The sequence below is a fragment of the Bradyrhizobium sp. LVM 105 genome, from assembly GCF_003957705.1.
Lineage (GTDB): Bacteria > Pseudomonadota > Alphaproteobacteria > Rhizobiales > Xanthobacteraceae > Bradyrhizobium > Bradyrhizobium frederickii.
The window spans coordinates 129,025-146,780 of sequence record NZ_QZMV01000001.1; the positions used below are offsets into that span (position 1 = coordinate 129,025).

Here is a 17,756-nt window from a genome sequence, read left to right on the forward strand (position 1 = left end):
GGCGCGCTTCTACTTGCCGGGTTCGCCCAGCGTCCGAATGGCGTTCTGAAGCGAGCTCTCGGTGCCCTCGATCATCGAATTGGTGCCGTCGAAGGCGCGCGAGGCCGCGATCAGCTTGGTCAATTCCATCATGGGATTGGCCCCGGAGCCCTCGACATAGCCCTGCTTGAAGCCGTCGCGGGAGAAATCGGCGATGGCGGTCGCGGGCCGGTCCGGCGTCACGCCGGAATTGCCGTAGCGTTCGAGATTGGCATCAGCGGGGATGTTGAACAGGCCGATGGTGCCGATCTCGTTGTTGTCCTGGGTGATCGCACCGCTGCGGGCGATCGAGATCGGCCCGCCGTTCGGGTCGAGCGTGATCTGCGCGCCGCCGGAATCGACGATCGGAAAGCCGCTCACGGTCTGAAGATCGCCGTTGGGGGCGATCTGGAGGCGGCCGTCGCGGGTATAGACCGTGCCGTTCGGACCGGCGAAGGCGATCCAGCCCTGTCCGACCACGGCGACGTCGAGCGGGTTGCCGCTCTCGGTGATGTTGCCCATCTCGCGCGAGATGATGTTGTCGCCGGGCGAAGAGAAGGCGACCGGGTTCGGGCCCGCCTTGGACAGCACGGTCTCGAACTTCACCACGTCGGTGCGGAACGCCGCCGTGTTCACGTTGGCGACGTTGTTGGCGATCGTCTGGAGGCGCTTTTCGAGAGCGACCTGCGCCGACAATCCCACATAGAGGGCCGATTGCATGTGCTACTTTCCGAACCGGATGGACTGGAGTTTCGAGAGCATGTCGATATCCATGCCGGCCGACGTCGACGCGCCGCCGATCAGGACCAGCGCGGGATTGGTCGAGTTGTCGCTCTGGGCCTGGGTCGCGTCCCACATCGCCGCAAAGCGCTGCACGAACTTGGTGACCTTGGCCGGATCCTGGAAATCGGTGAGCTTGACCCTGTTCGTGATCATCTTGGCCTGGGCGTCGATGTCGGCCGCGCTGATCGTCGAGGGCAGGCCGAGCGCGGTCTGAACCACCTGCGTCAGCGCCTTGTCGGCGAGGACCTGGTAGGCGGTCGTGATCGTGGAGGCCTTGCGGGTGAAATAGAGCGCCAGCCGCAGGCCCTCGTTCTGGTCGCCGGCCTTCTGCTCCATCGTCTGCCTGACGTATTGGGTCGCCGTTCCGGTCGTAGCCTGGGTGGTCTTGGTCGCGTTGCTGCCGAGGGCGGCGAAATTGAAGGCGGCGGCGAATTCCCGGTAGCGCGTGTCGGTCAGCTTGTTGGCGAAGGTGTTCTTGTTCGCGATACCCTCGGTCAGCACCTTGCGCATGAACGCCTTGGCATAGGTCATGTCGCTGAGGCCGTAGGCCTTCATCGCATAGGAATAGAGACGATAGTCCTTCAGGAAATCGTCGATCGTCTTCACGTTGCCGATGTGGCTCAGGAAGTAATCGGTCTCGCGGCTGACGTCCGGCTGTTTCGCGACCTGCGTCAGCGACTTGCCCATGTCCTTGGTCAGTCGGGTGTAGTCCGCGATGGTGGATAGCATGACACGCGCCTCTCTGGCCGCCGTTGCGACGCGGCGTCAAGGTGCCGCCAATTGCTTGCGCGAGGCTGGCGATGCGGGAAGCCAGCTTCGCGCAAGGCTCGCCGACTAGATATTCCCGATGGGATCGGCGATGGAGCGGCGCGTTGGGCAGTTTCGTGGGGGTTTTCATCACGGTAGCGGCGCTGCTCGGCGGCTTTGCCGCCATGGGCGGGCATCTGGCCGTGCTCATGCAGCCCTGGGAGTTCGTGATCATCATCGGCACCGCGGTCGGCACCTTCATCGTGGCCAATCCGTGGAAGACGGTCGTAGACACCGGCGTCGCCTGCCTGCAGGCCATCACCGGCGCGGTGCCGAGTGAGCGCTACTATCTCGACCTGCTCGGGGCGCTTCATGCCCTGATGCGCGAGCTCAGGGGCAAGGGCCGCAACGAGGTGGAAGCGCATATCGACGATCCCGCCTCTTCCGAGATCTTCAAGGCGTTCCCGAGCGTGCTCGGGGATCCCTCGCTGCTCCAGTTCATCTGCGATTATGTCCGCCTCATCATCATGGGCAATGCCCGCACGCATGAGATCGAGGCCCTGATGGACGAGGAGATCCACACCATCGTGAAGACCAAACTGATGCCTTACCATGCGCTGGTGACGGTCTCCGAGGCGCTGCCGGCGCTCGGCATCGTCGCTGCGGTGCTCGGCGTCATCAAGGCGATGGGCGCGCTCGACCAGTCGCCGAAGCTGCTGGGCGGCTTCATCGGCGCGGCGCTGGTCGGCACCTTCGCCGGCATCTTTCTGTCCTACGGCGTGCTTTCACCCTTCGCGATCAAGATCAAGATGACGCGCGAGAAGAAGTGCCGGCCCTACATCATCGTCAAGCAGACGCTGCTGGCCTTCATGAACGGCGCGATGCCGCAGATCGCCGTCGAGCACGGCCGCAAGATGATCGCGAGCAGCGAGCGCCCGTCGATCGACGTTGTCGAGAACGAGACGATCGCAGGTCCCAAGGCCGCCGTCACCGAGCCCGAACCCAAGGCTGCCCGCGCATGATGATGGAAGACGTCGAAGTCGATCAGCGCAAGCAGCTGCCGAACTACCTGCTGGACGCCGCCGGCATATCGATCGAACGCATGCCGATGCTCAATGTGATCTTCGATCGCATGGCGGCATCGTGCACCGACAGCCTGCAGCCGATGGCCGGAACGCCCTGCTATTTCTCGGTCAATGGCATCACCAACGACCGCGTCGGCGACATCGTCAAGGACTACGAGGCCAACGCGGTCGCCGCCGTGCTCTATGCCGAGCAGTGGGATTCGCGCGTCATCATCATGCTCGATCGCGATTTCGTGTTCACGATGGTGGAAGCGATGTTCGGCTCCGACGGTGCCGAGCCGCCGCTCGACGTCGAGCGCGCGTTCTCGAACATCGAGATCCGGCTGGTGCAGGCGCTGTTCGAGCGCTTCGCCAAGGCGCTGCAATCCGCCTTCGCCGGTACCTCCAACGTCACCTTCCGCGTCGAGCGGGTCGAGACCGCGATGGCTTCGCTGGCGATCGGGCGAAGCGGCAACATGTCGATCTGCGCGAACATCATGCTGCAGGCGCTGTACCGCGGCGGCCAGATGTTCCTGATCATTCCGCACTCCGCGCTCAACCCGCTCCGGCAGAAGCTGGCCCACGTCGTCGTCAGCGACGGCCGCGCTTCCGATCCGCGCTGGCGCGAGCAGATGGAGAGCGAGGTCCAAAGGACCGAGGTGACGCTGAGCGCGGTGCTCGATGAAAAGATGCTGACCCTCGGCGACGTCGTCAAGTTCCATGTCGGGCAGGTGCTCGAGCTCGAAGCTACGCCGCGCACGCTGGCCCGTCTCGAAAGCAACAACCAAGTGCTGTTCTGGTGTCAGATCGGCCAACTTGATGGCTATTACGCCATGCAGGTGGCCGATCCCGTGGATCAGAAACGGGAGTTCGTCGATGATATCCTATCTCGTTGATGCCGTGTTGCTGATCGCGCTCGCCTTCACCAGCATGCGGGTGACCCGGATGCACCGCGAGCTGGCGCGCTTGCGCAGCTACCAGGGCGAGTTCTCCAGCATCGTGCACGAGACGGCGGGCGCCTTCGACACGGTCATCAGCGCGGCGCACGATTCCACCGCCAATCTCGGGCGGCTCGCCAACGTGCTGACCACCAAGATCGATCAGGCCCATGAGGCGATCGCGGCGCTCGACGCCCGCGCCGGGCTTGCGCCAGCCGCGACCGCAGGCGGCGCCGAAGTGAACAAGCACTGAAGCCGAAGCCGGGCGAAACCATACGATCGGAACGCCGAGGCGCTCCGGGAGTGGACATACCAAGAGGCGATACCATGGCGCAATCCTTCGACTATGACACTGCCACGCGAGCACCTGCCTCCGAGGAGGGGCATGTCGACACGAGCCCGCTGGAGCGGCTGGCGGAGATCGCCGCGCGCACGGCGGAGGAGAGCGGCAAGTTCGCCAATGTCGATGCCATCCTGCGCATTCCGGTCACCATGCAGGTGGTGCTGGGATCGGCGACCATTCCGGTCGCGAACCTGATGAAGCTCGGTCGCGGCGCGGTCGTTCCGCTCGACCACCGGGTCGGCGAGCCCGTCGACGTCGTCGTCAACGGCCGCATCGTCGCCCGCGGCGAGGTCGTCGTCGTCGAAGAGGACAATTCCCGCTTCGGCGTCTCGCTCACGGAGATCGTCGGACCGCTGGGGCAGGGTGATAGCTGACCATGGCGGCACAGGTCGGCATTGCCCCCATCAAGCAGCGAGGCGTTGCCACGCTGGGCGGAACGGAAAAGGTCGCGGCGCTCCTCCTGGCGATGGGCCGGCAGGCGGCCGCGAGCGTGCTTCAGCAGTTCGAGCCGCAGGAGATCCGCATCGTCACCAAGGCTGCAGCAGAGCTGCGGCCGATCACGGCGCAGGAGCTCGAGGGGATCGTCGAGGAGTTCGCCCAGCAGTTCTCGATGGGCGCCAACATCCTCGGCACGCTCGGCGGTCTCGAGGCCGTGCTCGGTGACGTGCTTCCGGCCGATCAGGTCTCGCAGATCATGTCCGACCTGCTCGGCAATTCGAGCCGGTCGGTGTGGGACCGCGTCTCGTCGGTGTCTGAAAACTCGCTCGCGAGCTACCTGTCCAAGGAGCATCCGCAGACCGCGGCGCTGATCCTGTCCAAGGTCAAGCCGGCCTGTGCCGCCAAGGTCATGAGCCAGCTGCCCTCGAGCCTGCGCAACGAATTGATGCGGCGCGTGCTGAGCCTCAAGCCGATCGTCGACGACGCCATGAGGGTGCTCGAGAAGACGCTGCACGAGGACCTGACGCTGAACTTCGCCCGCAACCTCGGCGCCGACACTTACGCCCGCGTCGCCGACATCATCAACAAGATGGAGCGCGGCCACATCGAGGACATGCTGAAGAGCCTGTCGGAAAAACGGCCGAAGTCGGCCGAGGTCCTGAAGGAGCTGCTGTTCACCTTCGACGACGTGACCAACCTGACGCCGAAGGCGCGCACCATGATCTTCGACCAGGTGCCGACCGATCGCATCGTCGTCGCCCTGAAGGGAACCGACAAGCATTTCCGCGAACTGATCCTGTCCTCGGTCGCATCGCGCGTGCGCCGCGTCGTCGAGCACGAGCTCGCCATCGGCGAGCCGTCGAACCAGCGCGACGTGCTGGAGGCGCGGCGCGTCATCACCGATCTCGCGCTCGACCTCGCGGAGAAGGGCGAAATCGAGCTCAACCCGGAGCAGGAGGATGAGCTGGTCTTCCGCTGACCGCTGAACGGGCATGGCAGAAACATCCGATCAGGACAGCAAGACAGAAGAACCGACCGAGAAGAAAGTCCGTGACGCGCTCGAACAGGGCAAGATCCCGGTCTCTCGGGAGGCCTCCATTTTCGCCTCGATGGCCGCGCTGATGGTCATCCAGGCGTTCCTGATCGGCCAGGGCGTGCAGCAATTGACGCCGACGCTGAAGAGCCTGCTGGACGATCCCGAAGGCTTCCCGCTCGCCACCGGCGCGGACGCGCAGAACCTGCTCACCGTGGTCGGCCTCCAGGCGCTGCGCTTCCTGGTGCCGCTGGTTGTCATCCTCATGGTATTCGGGCTCGCCTCCCAGCTGCTGCAGAATGCGCCGCGATTCGTGCTGGAGCGCATCAAGCCCGAATTGTCGCGAATCTCGCCGGTCAGTGGCTGGAGCCGGATCTTCGGAACGCGAGGGCTCGTCGAGTTCGCCAAGTCGCTGTTCAAGCTGGCCGCGGTGAGCTCCGTGGTCGTCTTCGTGCTGCGCTCCTCGGAGGCGAAGGCGTTCGAGGCCATGTACACCGATCCGGTCGCGCTGCCGGAGATGATCCTCAACATCGCGATGCGGATCGTTTCGGCGATCTGCATCGCGACCATCGTCCTGGTCGCGATCGATCTCGCCTGGGCGCGTTTCCACTGGCGGCGCGAGCTGCGCATGACCAAGCAGGAGATCAAGGACGAGCACAAGCAGGCCGAGGGCGATCCGCTGATCAAGGCCCGCCTGCGCTCGCTGGCGCGCGACCGCTCGCGGCAGCGGATGATCGCCTCCGCTGCGCGCGCGACGCTGGTGATCGCAAATCCGACGCACTTCGCGATCGCGCTGCGCTACAACCGCGAGGAAAATCCCGCGCCGCTCGTGGTGGCCAAGGGCATGGACGTGATCGCGCTGAAGATCCGCGCGGTCGCCGAGCAGAACCGGATTCCGGTCATCGAGAACAAGGCGCTGGCGCGCGCGCTCTACGAAGCGGTCCAGGTCGATCAGGTGATTCCGGCCGAATTCTTCCGACCCGTCGCCGAGATCATCTACTTCCTTCAGTCGAAGCAGACGCCGCCGCGCACCGAGAAGGTCCAGTAGAATTCCGAGGATGACGTCCGGCCCAACAGCTTGACGAAAGCTTAACGCCCTAGGCTTCTCCCGAATGGACCAGAACGGGGCTGTCGTGGGACCGCTTTATCTCTTCGAACTCGCATCGTCGCAGGCGCGCCACCTCGAGCTCCGCCAGTCGACCATCGCAACCAACGTCGCCAACGCCAACACGCCGGGCTTCAAGGCGCGCGACGTCGAGCCCTTCAACAAGGTGCTCGACGGCATGCCGGTGAGGCTCGCCACGACGTCGCCGTCGCACCTACAATTGTCCGCAGCCGAGACCGACACGCGCGCGACCGCGAAGAAGGACAGCTGGGAAGTGGTTCACTCCGGCAATTCCGTCAGCCTCGAGCAGGAAATGATCAAGGGCAGCGACGTCAATCGCGACTATTCGATGAATTCGGCGATCGTGCGGTCGTTCCACCGCATGGTCCTGTCGAGCGCAAAGGCCTGAGGTGAACTGACATGCTGGACTCACTGAGCGCCTCGCTGACGGTCGCGAGCTCCGGGCTCGAAGCGCAGTCGACGCGCATGCGCATCGTCTCGGAGAATCTCGCCAACGCGACCTCGACGGGGCGGACGGCCGGGGCCGATCCCTATCAGCGCAAGACCATCACCTTCGATGCCGCGATGGACCGCGCCTCGGGCGCGCAGCTCGCGAAGGTCAAGGAGATCGGCGTCGACACCACGCCGTACCGCGTCGAGTACGACCCCGGGCATCCCGGGGCCGACAAGGCCGGCTACGTCAAGCTGCCGAACGTCAACATGATGATCGAGATGGCCGACATGCGCGAAGTCAACCGGTCCTATGAAGCCAATCTCCAGGTCGTGAAACAGGTCAGGTCGATGCTCGGCATGACCATTGACCTCTTGAGGAGCTGACAATGCTTGAGGCGATTTCATCCACGGCGGTCTCCGCAGGACAGGCGGCGTCCCGCGCGACCGAGACGCAGGCGATCGCGCCCGCGGCAACGACGGCGATCCAGTCCGGTGACGATGTCGGCTTCGAATCGGTGATGAAGCAGGTGACGACCGACGCGATCGGAACGCTGAAGGCGGGCGAGGCGGCATCGATCTCGGCGATGCAGGGCAAGGAATCGACGCGGCGCGTCGTCGAAGCGCTGATGTCGGCGGAGCAGGCACTGCAGACGGCGGTCGCGGTTCGCGACAAGGTCGTGCAGGCCTACCAGGAAGTCGTTCGGATGTCGATTTGATCTGAAGGAGTGGGTTAAGTGAAATCGCTCGCCATTGCGGCCACGGGCATGAACGCCCAGCAGACCAACATCGAAGTCATCGCGAACAACATCGCCAACATCAACTCGACGTCGTACAAGCGGGCGCGGGCGGAATTCACCGATCTGTTCTACCAGATGGACCGCATGCAGGGCGTGGCCAACGTCAACGGCTCCTCGCCGATTCCGGAAGGCGCCAATCTCGGCCTCGGCGTCAAGTCGGCGGCGATCCGCAAGCTGCACATCCAGGGCGCGCTGACGCAGACCGGAAATCCGTACGACATGGCGATCAACGGCCGCGGCTGGTTTCAGGTGCTCGGCCCCAACAACGAGGTGCAATACACCCGTGCGGGTTCGTTCAACACCAATGCCAACGGCCAGCTCGTTACGATCGACGGCTACCTCCTGGATCCGGCGATCACGGTGCCGCAGGGAACCGTCGAGGTCACGGTCAACGCCACCGGCCAGGTGTTTGCCAAGCTCGACACGGAGGTGAACCCGCGCCAGATCGGCCAGCTCAACCTTGCCAATTTCGCCAACGAAGCGGGCCTCGAGCCGCTGGGCAGCAATCTCTACAAGGAGACGACGGCGTCGGGCACGCCGGTGGTCGGGCTGCCGGGCGATGCCGGCTACGGCAAGATCAACCAGAAATATCTCGAAGCCTCGAACGTCGATCCGGTCAAGGAAATCACCGAGCTGATCTCGGCGCAGCGCGCCTATGAAATGAATGCCAAGGTCATCCAGGCCTCGGATGAAATGGCCCAGACGGTCTCGAAGGGCATGCGCTAGGTCCGGGGTCTCGATGTTGAACAGGATGGGCCTGATCGTGCGCGGGTTGGCCGTCGCGCTGCTGATTCTGGCTCCAGTGCGCCTCGCGGTGGCCGAGGAGAAGCGGCTTCCCGTGCCTGCGGTTGCGATCCGCGCCGGCGAGCTGATCCGGGACGACATGATCACCGAGCGCGCCTTCGCGCCGAGCCTGCTCGGCGTTGCCATGTTCATCGAAGGGCGCCAGGTCCTGGTCGGCCGCATGGCGCGGCGCGCGCTGTTGCCGGGCCAGCCCATTCCCAGCAACGCGGTGGAAGATCCCTGGACCGTCGCCCGCGGCGCCATGGTCAAGGTCGTGGTGGAAGACAGCGGCCTGTCGATCGTCACCTACGGCTCGGCGATGCAGTCGGGTGCGGCCGGCGCGCTCATCCCGGTGCGCAATACCGATACCGGCGTGATCATCAGGGGCATCGTCCAGCCGGACGGCACCGTCAAGGTCGTGGACGGCTCATGACCAGGCTTCTGCTCGCGCTCGTCCTGCTGCTTTCGGCCGCCGGCGCCGATGCCGCCGTCCGCATCAAGGACATCGCGGACATCAAGGGTCTGCGCGAAAACCAGATCGTCGGCTACGGCCTCGTCATCGGCCTCAACGGCACCGGCGACACGCTTCGCAACGCGCCCTTCACGGAGCAATCCCTGCAATCGATGCTCGAGAACATGGGCATCAACGTCAGGAACGAGACCACGAGCACCACCAATCCCCCGCGTCCGACCACGCTGCGCACGCGCAACGTCGCGGCCGTGATGGTGACTGCGGACCTGCCGCCCTCGATCGGGCCGGGTGAGCGCATGGACGTCACCGTGTCGTCGCTCGGCGATGCGACCTCGCTGCTCGGCGGCACGCTGGTCATGACGTCGCTGCGCGCGGCGGACGGCGCCGTCTACGCGGTGGCGCAGGGCGCGATCACGGTCGCCGGTTACAGCGTCGGAGGCCAGGCGCAGAATGTCAGCCAGGGCACGCCGACGGCCGGGCGCATCCCGAACGGTGCGCTGGTCGAACGAGAGGTGCAGGGAAGTCTCCGCGAGATGGAGTTCCTGGTGCTGGAGCTGAAGAACCCCGACTTCATCACCGCAACGCGCATCCTCGACGCCATCAACCGCTACGCCGGCGGTCGCTACCGCGCCCAGATCGCCTTCGAGCGCGACTACCGCACCATCGTGCTGTCGAAGCCGCGCCACATCGGCCCGGTGCGGTTCCTCGCCGAGATCGGCGAGCTCACGGTCGAGCCGGACACGCCGGCACGGGTGGTGATCAACGAGCGCACCGGCACGGTGGTGATCGGGCGCGACGTGCGGATCTCGACCGTTGCAGTGACGCACGGCAATCTCACGGTCCGTGTCACCGAGATGCCCGTGGTGTCGCAGCCGGCGCCGTTCTCGCGAGGCCAGACGGTGGTGGTCCCGCAGACCATGGTCGAGGCCAACGAGGCCGGGTCGCAGGTGGCGATCCTCAGCGGTGTCGACCTGCAGCGCCTGGTGCGCGGGCTGAACCAGATCGGCCTGAAGCCGTCCGGCATCATTGCGATCCTCCAGGCGATCAAGACCGCTGGCGCGCTCCAGGCCGACGTCATCGTGCAATGATGCATAAGCGTCGTGCAAGCTTGGTCGCTCAATGCTCGGGTCTGAAAGCGAGAATCGCGCACCGCCCGATGCTGAAGCTGGATCACAAAGCCACACTCCTCCTGCTGGTCGCGGCATCGATGCTGGCGAGCGCGTCGCCGGTGCGTGCCCTGGACGAGGCCAGGCCCTCCAAGCCGCTCAACCTGCTCTCCTTCGCGCGCGGCCGCGCGTCCGGACCGCAGAAGCCGCAGCCGGTCGCGGCGGTGCCAGGCGACAATGCGTCGATCCGGGCGACCGCATGGGCGGCCGAAGATTCGGGGCCCGCAACCACCGGCGCGATGCCCGCTTCGGAGCCGCCTGCGCCCGCACCCACGCCGGCGCGGCCGGCCAAGCCCGGCAGCGTCACGGCGCCGCCGAAGCCCGCGCCGCCGCAGGCCGCGGCGTCCGCGGACAATGAGGTCGCCCTGTTCTGCAGCAACGTTGCCGATCCGGCCGTCGATGCGAGGCTGGCCTGGCAGCTCAAGGAATTGGAGAAGGCCGAGAGCCTGCTCCGCGAGCGGATCGCCGAGGTCGAGGCCAAGCGTGCCGAATATGAAAAGTGGATGGCGCTGCGCGACGACTTCCTGAAGAAGGCCGAAGCGAGCGTCGTCGAGATCTATTCGCGCATGAAGCCCGAAGCCGCCGCGACCCAGATCGCCGGCATGGCGGACGAGACCGCCGCCGCCGTGCTTGCCAAGCTCAGCCCGAGGAGCTCGAGCGCAATCTTCAACGAGATGGAGACGGCGCGCGCGGCGCACCTCGCCGACCTGCTGGGCGGAATGCGCCGCGTGGATGACGGAAAGACCAAATAGATGAAGAAGCCGATCCTCATCCTCCCGCTCATCCTGGGCTCGGTGCTCCTGGGCGGATGCTTCCATGATCCGTCCGAAGTCCTGACCGGGCCGCAAATGTCGCCGGTCGGCAGCGGCCTGAGGACCCAGGCCGATCCGATCCCGGTGACGCCGCGCATGCGCACGCCCGTCAGCTATCGCTCGACCTGGGACGACGGCACCGATCTCTACCGCGATCCCCGCGCCCGGCGCACCGGCGACGTGGTCACGGTGATCATCTCGATGCAGGACAAGGCCAAGCTCGACAACAAGACCGGCCGCTCGCGCGATTCGCAGGTCAAGTTCGGGCTCGACTGGCTGATGGACATCGCCGGATGGAACGACACGGGTTCAGCCAACGCCAATCTCAGCGCCAACACCCAAATCAAGGGTAATGGCCAGATCGACCGCACCGAGGACATCAAGCTCTCGATCGCCGCCATCGTCACCGACGTGCTGCCGAACGGCAATATGATGATCAGCGGCTCGCAGGAGTTTCGCGTCAACACCGAGATGCGCGTGCTCAACGTCGGCGGCATCGTGCGCCCGCGCGACATCTCGCGGGCCAATACGATCTCCTACGACAAGATCGCCGAGGCGCGCGTGTCCTATGGCGGTCGCGGAAATCTGTCCGACGTGCAGCAGCCTGGATGGGGACATCGGATCTATGACGCCGTGGCACCATTCTGAAGTGCGCGCCGGTCTGGCCGTGTCGCCAGGGCAGGGGACGTCATGCGCCTGATTGCGGCCATCGTGGTGCTGACCCTGGTCGCGATCGGTGCGGGCGCGCTGGCCGGACTGCACCTGTTTGCGGCCGCCGAGCGCGTCGCCGACGCGAAGAAGAGCGCGACCCCGCCGCCGGTCGCGTCGAGCTACGCCGCCAGCGCACGGCTCAGGAAATTGTCTCCGATCGTGACCAACCTCGCCGCGCCGGCGAATAATTGGGCCCGCATCGAAGCCTCCATGGTGACCGAGAGCATGAGCGACGAGGACGCCGGCATCCTGGCCGCCCATATCAGCGAGGACATCGTCACCTACTTGCGGTCCGCGTCGGTGGCGCAGTTCGAGGGATCGCGCGGGCTTCAGCATCTGCGCGACGACCTGACCGAGCGCGCCGCCATCCGCTCGTCGGGCAAGGTCCGCGAATTGATCATTGAGACGTTGGTGATCCAGTGAGAGTGAAAGTCCTGCTGCTGGCGCTGATCATGGTCGTTCTGCCCGAAGTGGCGCTCGCCCAGATCCCGGACCTCAACTCGCTGCTGCCGCCCGGGAACGGCTCGACCAGCGGCCGGATCATCCAGCTGATGGCCCTGATCACGGTGCTATCGGTGGCGCCGGGGCTGCTCATCATGGTGACGAGCTTCACGCGATTTGCGGTGGCGCTGTCGTTCCTGCGCGCCGGGCTCGGCCTGCAGACCACGCCGGCCAATCTGGTGCTGATCAGCCTCGCGCTGTTCATGACCTTCTACGTGATGGCGCCGACCTTCGACCGGGCCTGGGAGACCGGCGTCCAGCCGCTGATGAAGAACGAGATCTCGGAAGAGCAGGCCTATCTGAAGATCACGGATCCGTTCCGCGAGTTCATGCTGGCCCACGTCCGCGACAAGGATCTGCAGACCTTCGAGTCGCTCGCCGCGGAGAGCTTCCGCAAGAAGTTCGACGACAAGCGCGTCGATTTGCGCGTCATCATCCCGGCCTTCATGATCTCCGAGCTGAGGCGTTCGTTCGAGATCGGATTCCTCATCATCCTGCCGTTCCTGGTGATCGACATGATCGTGGCGACGCTGACCATGTCGATGGGCATGATGATGATGCCGCCGACGATCCTCGCGCTGCCGTTCAAGATGCTGTTCTTCGTGCTGATCGACGGCTGGAATCTGCTCGCCTCGGGGCTGGTACGCTCCTTCTCATAAACCGCGGGCGATCGCCGGCCGGCTCGTTATGGTTAGCGGAAAGTAATATTAACCATATGATATTGCTGCTGAATTCAAGCCGCCCTTAATCCGGCGGCAAGATTCGGCGTGCTAGCAAGGCGTCACGGCGGGTTGGACCTCACCCACATCAGTCCAAAGGCATGATGCCGCCCCTCTGTACCGGTGCAAGCCCGGTATGTCCCCTGATGAAAATGTAACGCGCACATAAAGGGACATTCGCAATGTCAAGCCTGCTCACGAACTCGTCCGCCATGACCGCGCTCCAGACCCTTCGGTCTGTCAGCTCGCAACTCTCCACCACGCAGAACCGGATCTCCACCGGCCAGCGCGTGGCGACCGCCTCGGACAACGCCGCCTACTGGTCGATCGCGACCTCGATGCGCGCCGACAACGCCGCGCTCTCCGCCGTCTCCGACTCGCTCGGTCTGTCGGCCGCCACCGTCGACACCGAGTACACCGCGCTGAACAAGGTGCTCGGCGACAGCAATTCCGGCCTGACCAAGCTCCAGGCGCTGCTGGTCGAAGCCAAGACCGCCGGTATCGACCGCAGCAAGATCCAGTCGGAAATCACCCAGATCCAGCAGGACATGAAGAACGTGGCCGGCTCGGCGACCTTCAACGGCGTCAACTGGCTGAGCACGAACGCTTCCACCCCGGCGACCGTCAATCTGGTGTCGTCGTTCTCGCGCGTCGGCGCCACGCCGACCACCAGCTCGATCACGGTGACCGTCGCCAATTACTCGCTCTACACCTCGAGCACGAGCGGTATCCTGGACACGGTGACCGGCAGCGCGTCGGTCGACACCATCAACATCGGTGCGCTGACCGACTCGGCGGCCGACCAGACCACGCTCGACGGCTACATCGCGCAGGTCACCGCAGCGATCGGTACGGTCGCTTCGGGCGCCGCCAGCCTCGGCGCCATCAAGAACCGCATCTCGAACAACTCGGAGTTCGTGAAGTCGCTGATGGACTCGGTGGATCGCGGTATCGGCCAGCTCGTCGACGCCGACATGAACCAGGAGTCGACGCGCCTCGCGGCTCTCCAGGTCCAGCAGCAGCTCGGCGTTCAGGCGCTGTCGATCGCCAACAACAACAGCCAGAGCATCCTGTCGCTGTTCCGCTAAGTCCCAGACGCTCTGCGGAGGGGCCGCGCTTCCTACGAAGCGCGGCCCTTTCGTTTGGCGCGACGCCGCGCCATGATTCCGGCTGCCCTGTTGCAGAGAGATCACGGCGCCACAAGCCCCGCGCAAGCTTCGCCGGCTAGTCTGGCCGCTACGACGGGTTGGGTTCATGCGCAATTCCGCAGCCCAAAGGCATGATGCCGCCCTGTCGTACCGGTGCAAGCCCGGTATGTCCCAAAATCCAATCTGCTTTCAAAGGGACATCAAAGATGGCTTCCAGCCTGCTTACCAACTCCGCTGCAATGACTGCGCTCCAGACCCTCCGGAATGTCAGCGCCAGCCTGCAGACGACCGAAAACCGCATCTCCACCGGCCAGCGCGTTTCGACCGCTTCGGACAACTCGGCCTATTGGTCGATCGCGACCTCGATGCGCGCCGACAACGCCGCGCTCTCCGCCGTCTCCGACTCGCTCGGTCTGTCGGCCGCGACCGTCGACACCGAGTACACCGCGCTCAACAAGGTCATCGGCGACCAGAATTCCGGCCTGACCAAGCTCCAGGCGCTGCTGGTCGAAGCCAAGACCGCCGGTATCGACCGCACCAAGATCCAGGCTGAAATCACCCAGATCCAGCAGGACATGAAGAACGTGGCCAACGCGGCGACGTTCAACGGCGTGAACTGGCTGAGCACCAACGCCACCACCCCGGCGACGGTCAACCTGGTGTCGTCGTTCTCGCGCGTCGGCGGCACGCCCACAATCAACACCATCACGGTGACGGTTGCCAACTACTCGCTCTATACCTCGACCACGGCCGGTATCCTGGACACGGTGACCGGCAGCGCGTCGGTCGACACAATCAACATCGGTGCGCTGACCGACTCGGCGGCCGACCAGACCGTCCTCGACGGCTACATCGCGCAGGTCACCGCCGCGATCAACACGGTCAGCCAGTCCGCCGCCAACCTCGGCGCCATCAAGAACCGCATCTCGAACAACTCGGAGTTCGTGAAGTCGCTGATGGACTCGGTGGATCGCGGTATCGGCCAGCTCGTCGACGCCGACATGAACGCGGAATCGACCCGGCTCCAGGCGCTGCAGACCCAGCAGCAGCTCGGCGTTCAGGCGCTCTCGATCGCCAACCAGAACAGCCAGAGCATCCTGTCGCTGTTCCGCGGCTAAGCGGCGGTTTCGAAAACGACCGTGCTCCCTCGGGGAGCACGGTCCCCGCCGTGACCGGCGAATATATGGCGGCACATGTCGTGCTCGCAATCGACCCGACCCCAGATCTCATATCGCGCGCCACAACCGATCGCACCATGATGCGCCCGGGGCTTCGCGCGTTCCGCCGGCTGATTGCCGTCCTCCCGCTTTGTAAATTTGCAACGCCGTGCCTGCGAACTGACACCGTCATGTCCGCGCGCAACCTTCAGACAAGGTTGGCAGCGGAGTGTCCTCTCCGTTCGCATTGGTACGAGGTCATATGCTCAGTCGTGCGCAGATACAGCAACTGCTCAACAATCTGCTGGAGCTTGGGCCACGACGCCTGATGGCCTTGGGATTGATCGGCTTCGCCGTTCTCGTCACCGTCGTCGGCGGGGCGTACTATCTGAGCCGGCCTGAATTCGAGACGCTCTATACTGGCCTTACCCGCGAGGACGTGACGCGCATGGGCGCGGCGCTACGCGAGCAGAACATCACCTTCGACGTCAATACGGCCGGAGACGCGCTGTCGGTGCGTCCGAGCCAGACCATGCAGGCGCGGATGCTGCTCGCCGAGAAGGGGCTGCCGACCAGCGCCAATTCCGGCTACGAGTTGTTCGACAAGATCGGCTCGCTCGGCCTCACCTCGTTCATGCAGGAGGTCACCAAGCTCCGCGCGCTGGAAGGCGAGATCGCACGCACGGTGCAGCTGATGAAGGGCGTCAAGGCGGCGCGGGTGCATATCGTGCTGCCGGTGCGCGGCTCGTTCCGCGCGACGCAGCAGCCGCCTTCGGCCTCGGTCGTGCTGCGCACCGACGGCGCGATCGAGGCGCGCACGGCGCAGTCGATCCGTCATCTCGTCGCCGCCGCCATTCCAGGCATGAGCCGCGACAAGGTGACGGTGCTGGATGCCGACGGCTCGATGCTGCTCGCCGAAGAGGACGAGGCCAGCGCCGCGCCGACCAAGATGGCGAGCCTTCAGAAGACGGTCGGCGGCATGGTGCAGGAGAACATCCGCAAGGCGCTGACGCCGTATCTGGGCCTCGACAATTTCGAAGTCAGCGTCGCGCCGCAGCTCTCCACCGACAAGAAGCAGATCAACGAGACCGTCTACGATCCGGAGAGCCGCGCCGAGCGTTCGGTGCGGAACGTGCGCGAGAAGGAATCGTCGCAGAATGCCGATCGTTCGACGCCGACCACGGTGCAGCAGAACCTCCCCGATCAGCAGGTGAACGCCGGCGGCGGCAAAAACTCCAGCGAGGACAAGACCCGCCGCGAGGACGTCACCAATTTCGAGGTCTCGTCCAAGACCACGACCACGGTGAGCGACGGCTATTCGGTGAAGAAGCTCTTCATCGCCGTCCTGGTCAATCGCGCGCGGCTGGTCGCCGATCTCGGCGACAAGACCAACCAGGCCATCGTCGACAGCAAGCTCGCCGAGATCAGCCAGCTCGCGGCGACGGCCGGCGGGCTGGACAAACAGCGCGGCGACCAGATCCAGGTGACGGCCGTCGACTTCATCGAGGGCTCGCGCGAACTGGCGCCGGTGCCCCCGATCAGCTTCGTCGAGATGATCAACAAGCAGCTCGGCAGCGTCATCAACGCGGTGACGATCCTGGCCGTTGCGTCGATGCTGGTCTGGTTCGGATTGCGGCCGGCGGTCAACGGCATTCTGACCCATCGCGCAGAGCAGGAGCAGGTGGAGGCCGCCGAGGCCGCGGAGCTCGAAACCGCCGCCGCCCTGGCGCTGGCCGAAAGTCAGGATCCCGAGCTCAACCTCGTCGAGGACCTCGAAGGCAAGATGCAGCGTACGCCGCAGAAGCGGCTGGAGCAGATCGTTCGGCTCGATCAGGCGCAGGCGGCCGCGATCCTTAAAGACTGGATGCGGCGCGAGGAGGCGGCATGAACGCGGCGATCGGAAAGCTCCTGACCCAGTTCGACGCGAACGGCCGGGCCAAATCACCACCGCCTCCGCCGCCCAGGAGCCAGGACCTGTTGACCAGGCCGAAGGAGGCCGTGCGCGAACCTCAGCCGCAGCTTCAGGCTCAGCCGCAGCCTGCGTCCCAGCCGGCGCTGAAGGCGGAAGCCCCGCCGGCCAATCTGCTGGACGACGCCTATCGGCGCGGCCATGCGGCCGGCGTTGCGGAAGGCGACGCCAGGCTCGCCGAGGAGCGCGTCCGTAGCGCGATCCGGCTCGGCGAGGAGCGTGCCAAATGGTCCGACCAGCAGGCGGTCGCAATCGTCAGCGGCTTCGAGGCGGCTTGCCGCGAGATCGAGACCAACATCGCAAGCTCGGTTGCGCGGATCCTGCTGCCGTTCCTCGCCGACGCGGTCCGCGACAAGGCGATCGGATCGCTGGTCGAGCAGATCGCGGTGCTCACGGGCAACTCGTCCGCGCCGGCGTTCAAGGTCACCGGCCCAAGCGAGCTGCTCGACCTCGTGAAGACGCAGCTCGAGGGGTCCAGGCGGATCGGCATTGAGTACGAGGCGGCCGAGGCGCTCGAGGTTCGTGTCGTGGCGGACCAGACCGTGATCGAGACGCAGATCTCGGTCTGGAACGAACGCCTGAAGGCAGCGCGCCGGTAA

General features: G+C 65.1%; 22 protein-coding genes. 20 read left to right on the plus strand and 2 right to left on the minus strand.

Annotation, left to right across the window (positions count from 1 at the left end):
- Nucleotides 1–9 precede the first annotated feature (9 nt).
- Nucleotides 10–738 (minus strand): flagellar basal-body rod protein FlgF, encoded by a 729-nt coding sequence (flgF, locus tag D6B98_RS00605; RefSeq protein WP_126255018.1) that lies wholly within the window; start codon nt 736–738, stop codon nt 10–12.
- Between the two features lie 3 nt (nt 739–741).
- Nucleotides 742–1,530, minus strand: a complete 789-nt coding sequence (locus D6B98_RS00610) for a DUF1217 domain-containing protein (RefSeq protein ID WP_126255019.1) — start codon at nt 1,528–1,530, stop codon at nt 742–744.
- 143 nt (nt 1,531–1,673) lie between these two features.
- Between D6B98_RS00610 and motA the strand changes: the two genes are divergently transcribed.
- From motA to D6B98_RS00710, 20 genes are all read left to right on the plus strand, one after another.
- Nucleotides 1,674–2,570 carry a flagellar motor stator protein MotA gene (motA, locus tag D6B98_RS00615; protein ID WP_126255020.1) on the plus strand — a complete coding sequence of 299 codons (897 nt, stop codon included), beginning with the start codon at nt 1,674–1,676 and terminating at the stop codon, nt 2,568–2,570.
- Nucleotides 2,567–3,508 (plus strand): flagellar motor switch protein FliM, encoded by a 942-nt coding sequence (locus D6B98_RS00620; protein ID WP_126255021.1) that lies wholly within the window; start codon nt 2,567–2,569, stop codon nt 3,506–3,508. Before motA ends, D6B98_RS00620 begins: the two co-directional genes overlap by 4 nt.
- On the plus strand, nt 3,489–3,803 hold the full coding sequence (locus tag D6B98_RS00625; RefSeq protein WP_126255022.1) for a hypothetical protein: 315 nt from the start codon (nt 3,489–3,491) through the stop codon (nt 3,801–3,803). Before D6B98_RS00620 ends, D6B98_RS00625 begins: the two co-directional genes overlap by 20 nt.
- 74 nt (nt 3,804–3,877) lie before the next feature.
- Nucleotides 3,878–4,267 (plus strand): flagellar motor switch protein FliN, encoded by a 390-nt coding sequence (gene fliN / locus D6B98_RS00630; RefSeq protein ID WP_126255023.1) that lies wholly within the window; start codon nt 3,878–3,880, stop codon nt 4,265–4,267.
- Between the two features lie 2 nt (nt 4,268–4,269).
- Nucleotides 4,270–5,310 (plus strand): flagellar motor switch protein FliG, encoded by a 1,041-nt coding sequence (locus D6B98_RS00635; RefSeq protein ID WP_126255024.1) that lies wholly within the window; start codon nt 4,270–4,272, stop codon nt 5,308–5,310.
- Between the two features lie 13 nt (nt 5,311–5,323).
- Nucleotides 5,324–6,412, plus strand: coding sequence for a flagellar biosynthesis protein FlhB (flhB, locus tag D6B98_RS00640; RefSeq protein WP_126255025.1), 1,089 nt, complete (start codon nt 5,324–5,326; stop codon nt 6,410–6,412).
- A gap of 64 nt (nt 6,413–6,476) precedes the next feature.
- Nucleotides 6,477–6,878: a flagellar basal body rod protein FlgB gene (flgB, locus tag D6B98_RS00645; RefSeq protein ID WP_126255026.1), complete on the plus strand. Its 402-nt coding sequence runs from the start codon at nt 6,477–6,479 to the stop codon at nt 6,876–6,878.
- Nucleotides 6,879–6,889: 11 nt separating this feature from the next.
- Nucleotides 6,890–7,306: a flagellar basal body rod protein FlgC gene (gene flgC / locus D6B98_RS00650; protein ID WP_126255027.1), complete on the plus strand. Its 417-nt coding sequence runs from the start codon at nt 6,890–6,892 to the stop codon at nt 7,304–7,306.
- 2 nt (nt 7,307–7,308) lie between these two features.
- Nucleotides 7,309–7,638 (plus strand): flagellar hook-basal body complex protein FliE, encoded by a 330-nt coding sequence (gene fliE, locus D6B98_RS00655; RefSeq protein WP_126255028.1) that lies wholly within the window; start codon nt 7,309–7,311, stop codon nt 7,636–7,638.
- A gap of 18 nt (nt 7,639–7,656) precedes the next feature.
- Nucleotides 7,657–8,445, plus strand: a complete 789-nt coding sequence (gene flgG, locus D6B98_RS00660; protein WP_126255029.1) for a flagellar basal-body rod protein FlgG — start codon at nt 7,657–7,659, stop codon at nt 8,443–8,445.
- Nucleotides 8,446–8,458: 13 nt separating this feature from the next.
- Nucleotides 8,459–8,935, plus strand: coding sequence for a flagellar basal body P-ring formation chaperone FlgA (gene flgA, locus D6B98_RS00665; RefSeq protein WP_164718294.1), 477 nt, complete (start codon nt 8,459–8,461; stop codon nt 8,933–8,935).
- Nucleotides 8,932–10,062 (plus strand): flagellar basal body P-ring protein FlgI, encoded by a 1,131-nt coding sequence (gene flgI, locus D6B98_RS00670; RefSeq protein ID WP_126255031.1) that lies wholly within the window; start codon nt 8,932–8,934, stop codon nt 10,060–10,062. The genes flgA and flgI overlap by 4 nt, the downstream gene beginning before the upstream one ends.
- Nucleotides 10,063–10,130: 68 nt before the next feature.
- Entirely contained in the window at nt 10,131–10,892 is a 762-nt protein-coding gene (locus tag D6B98_RS00675; protein WP_126255032.1) for a MotE family protein, read from the plus strand.
- On the plus strand, nt 10,893–11,600 hold the full coding sequence (flgH, locus tag D6B98_RS00680; protein WP_126255033.1) for a flagellar basal body L-ring protein FlgH: 708 nt from the start codon (nt 10,893–10,895) through the stop codon (nt 11,598–11,600). It abuts the gene before it with no gap.
- A 42-nt stretch (nt 11,601–11,642) separates the two neighbouring features.
- The gene (locus D6B98_RS00685) at nt 11,643–12,086 is read left to right on the plus strand and encodes a flagellar basal body-associated FliL family protein (protein ID WP_126255034.1); all 444 of its coding nucleotides are present in this window, start codon (nt 11,643–11,645) and stop codon (nt 12,084–12,086) included.
- Nucleotides 12,083–12,823 (plus strand): flagellar type III secretion system pore protein FliP, encoded by a 741-nt coding sequence (gene fliP / locus D6B98_RS00690; RefSeq protein ID WP_126255035.1) that lies wholly within the window; start codon nt 12,083–12,085, stop codon nt 12,821–12,823. Before D6B98_RS00685 ends, fliP begins: the two co-directional genes overlap by 4 nt.
- 242 nt (nt 12,824–13,065) lie before the next feature.
- Entirely contained in the window at nt 13,066–13,971 is a 906-nt protein-coding gene (locus D6B98_RS00695) for a flagellin N-terminal helical domain-containing protein (RefSeq protein ID WP_126255036.1), read from the plus strand.
- A 266-nt stretch (nt 13,972–14,237) separates the two neighbouring features.
- Nucleotides 14,238–15,149, plus strand: coding sequence for a flagellin N-terminal helical domain-containing protein (locus tag D6B98_RS00700; RefSeq protein WP_126255037.1), 912 nt, complete (start codon nt 14,238–14,240; stop codon nt 15,147–15,149).
- Nucleotides 15,150–15,450: 301 nt separating this feature from the next.
- Nucleotides 15,451–17,076: a flagellar basal-body MS-ring/collar protein FliF gene (gene fliF, locus D6B98_RS00705; RefSeq protein WP_164718295.1), complete on the plus strand. Its 1,626-nt coding sequence runs from the start codon at nt 15,451–15,453 to the stop codon at nt 17,074–17,076.
- Complete coding sequence (locus tag D6B98_RS00710; RefSeq protein ID WP_126255039.1) at nt 17,073–17,756, plus strand: hypothetical protein; 684 nt, start codon at nt 17,073–17,075, stop codon at nt 17,754–17,756. The genes fliF and D6B98_RS00710 overlap by 4 nt, the downstream gene beginning before the upstream one ends.